At 56.4% G+C, this 2,752-nt stretch carries 2 protein-coding genes and 1 pseudogene; 1 reads left to right on the forward strand and 2 read right to left on the reverse strand.

What is annotated here, in order from left to right; all coding sequences use genetic code 11:
* Positions 1-162 precede the first annotated feature (162 nt).
* A complete protein-coding gene (locus L6637_RS42085; RefSeq protein ID WP_237874438.1) occupies positions 163-843 on the forward strand; it encodes a PEPxxWA-CTERM sorting domain-containing protein in 681 nt (226 codons plus the stop codon).
* A gap of 226 nt (positions 844-1,069) precedes the next feature.
* Here L6637_RS42085 and L6637_RS42090 read toward each other — a convergent pair.
* Both L6637_RS42090 and L6637_RS42095 read right to left on the reverse strand, forming a co-directional pair.
* Positions 1,070-1,690 (reverse strand): annotated as a pseudogene (locus tag L6637_RS42090) (transposase); the annotation flags it as partial.
* Positions 1,691-1,916: 226 nt separating this feature from the next.
* Positions 1,917-2,564 (reverse strand): PEP-CTERM sorting domain-containing protein, encoded by a 648-nt coding sequence (locus L6637_RS42095; protein WP_237874439.1) that lies wholly within the window; start codon positions 2,562-2,564, stop codon positions 1,917-1,919.
* Positions 2,565-2,752 lie beyond the last annotated feature (188 nt).

Genomic DNA, 2,752 nt, shown 5'->3' on the forward strand with positions numbered 1-2,752 from the left:
TCCCGCAATGAAATGTTTTCACGTGGCCAAGACCCGGAAGAGACATGCTCGAACGGCCAATCTTGCGGAACTGTCACATATTTTCGCAAATCGAGTCTTGACAGTTTATGCGCCCCTCCAGTTAAATTTAGTTTTTCGTAAGCATTAAATCGGGAGGTGATAATGAAACGACTTTGTCTCTCCGCCCTTGCAGTTGGTCTCATGGCAGGAGCTTCTGCCGCTCACGCCGGCAACAGCATCATCGACGTCACCACATCCTATTCAGACGCGCCGCCTGGTGTTGGGTTCGATTTACATTCACCTTTCAGCCCTTCGCCTGACACCAGCTACGTTTCGTTTACAAATAATGGCAACACGACATTTGTCGGGACGTTCGCCGATGTCGCCCATTCGGAGTTCAGCGGTGACTTCAGCGTGTTCTTTCCTGGTGTGGGACTTGCTCCCGGGCAAACCGTGTTCTTTGCCACGAGCCCTGAGTCTAGCAATCAAGGCGGATTTAACGGTCCGTTTGGCAGTTTCCAGCAGGGAATTACGCTGTTGATCATCGGAACTTTTAGCGATGGATTTAGCGCGAACTGGAACGTCAACGACGCGGACATCCATTCGGGCACCCTCAATGGGGGCGGCCTGACTGACGCATACGTCCTTCAGGGCGGCTGCCCGACCGGGTGCGACTACGGCGACGCGACCGAGGAGAGCCAGGTGAACGGCCATTTCCGCTTCCAGAACATCCAGGGCGCCGTGCCTGAGCCCTCGACCTGGGCTATGATGCTCCTCGGCTTCGCAGGCATCGGATTCATGGTCTATCGGCGAGAGCCCAAGCCGGCATCGACGGCCGCCTGATCAATGATTACCGGGTTTATTCGAGAGCCGCCTTTGGGCGGCTTTCTAGTTGGAGCAACATAGCATCGGTGAGTCAGTTCATGGCCGATTTTGTTGTATAAGTCGGGCTGTTGGCGGTGGATCGTTGGCTCGGCGATCAACGACCGGCGTTGATCCGCCGGTCCTGGCGCTCTTTACGCAACTCGAACGCTAGGCGACGCACATAGCCTGAGCAGGTGGTGCACGAGGCCGCCCCGTAGGCGGTATCCCCGACAAGCCGCTCAGGCTTGAGACCAAAGCGCTCCTCCGTCCGTTCGATCATGGTCTTTGCCGCGCCGGCCTCGGCCTGGCGAATGGCGCGGGTAGCTTCGACATCGAGGATGATACCGAACGTCACGTCGATGAGATAATTGTCGGAGTAAGCGAAGAATGCCGCTCCCTTGTGAGCGCCGGTCCACTGCGCCGCAGGGCGAAACGAACTTCGGGATAACGAAGCTGGCCGCGCCCCACGCAGTATCGTCGAGGGTCGCCAGATACTCCTTCACCGCGCGGCTTGATCTCGCCGGATCGCGGTCCCTGCGCCAATCCTGACCTGCGATCGAGCGCTGCTTGTTGGCGTCGGCTGCACCTGCACTTCACGGCAGAGCAGCCGCTCCGAGCGGATCGCGAAGACATACCCCACGATCAGCATCCGGATCATCAGCTCTGGATCGATCGACGGGAGACCCATGGACGAATAGTGAGGAGCAAGTTCGCTGCGAAGCCACGACAGATCGAGAGCAGTGTCGACCTTCCGCACCAGATGATCTTCGGGAACCGCCTCGCTGGGATGAAACTCGTAGAACAGTTGACCTTGGTCACTCTTCAGACGGCCCGATCATGGATCGACCTCGTCGCGATTCGCGTCAACACAACGGAATCACGCTTGCCCCCTCGTCTCAACTGACTTTTGCAACAAAATCGGCCATGACCGGAAGTCGGTAAGCGCGGCGCCTTCCACCTCAACTCTTTCGATACGCGCCAATCCGAAAGGATCCGCACCAAAGAAAAAGCCGCCCGAAGACGGCTCCATCTTTCGCATTTTTGCGCGGATTTCAGACCGTGATCGCGCGGCGACGTGCCTGTTTGTAGCCAGCGAGACCGAGCCCCGCGAAGCCAATCAGCAACATGGCCCAAGTTGACGGCTCCGGAACCGCAGGAGCCACGCTGGGCAGCGTCGCGGTCCAGAAGCCCGCGGTCGGAAAACCGGCATCCGGGTTACCATTATTGAGCGCGTTAAACTGGTCGGCCACACTGTTCAGCGGATTGCCAAACGGACCAAACCGATTATCGACCGTGATCGACAAGAATGTGAGGAAGGGGTTATTGCTGTCCTGCCCAATCACCGCCAGACCCTGATCAGGGTCATGATAAATCAAGGCACCCGTGAGCGGATTAACAAAAGCAGCCGCATCAAGCCCGCCGCTGCTGACCACGAAGGTATCGAGAGAAAGACCGGGATAGGCCAACTGAATGTTCGTGATGTCGCTCTGCTGAATAACACCACTTTGAACATCAACGAGCGGAACTTGAAAAGAAGCTGTCGAAGGTTGACCGAGATTGAATCCGAAGCCTTGGCTCGTTGTAGTCCAACTATAGGTCACCATTGGATCAGCGTGTGCCGCTGAGCTGCAGAGAGAGCCTGCAACACCCAGAGCACTCAAGCCGGTCAGCGCGATAAGAAGTTTCTTCAAGACAACCATTCTTCTCCTCCCCTTCGACGATGACAGTCGCCTCATTCCAACCCAAAAAGTTCTCAATATCGTGACATCTTAAAAAAGAATTTACCCTGCCCTATTTAATTACGCAATGATAATCGACACATTCAATTGCCCTGACCGGCGGAGGTCTCTTCCGGGTCTTGGCCACGTGAAAACATTTCATTGCGGGG

The organism is Bradyrhizobium zhengyangense, from assembly GCF_022012435.1.
In the GTDB taxonomy this organism is placed as follows: Bacteria; Pseudomonadota; Alphaproteobacteria; order Rhizobiales; family Xanthobacteraceae; genus Bradyrhizobium; species Bradyrhizobium zhengyangense.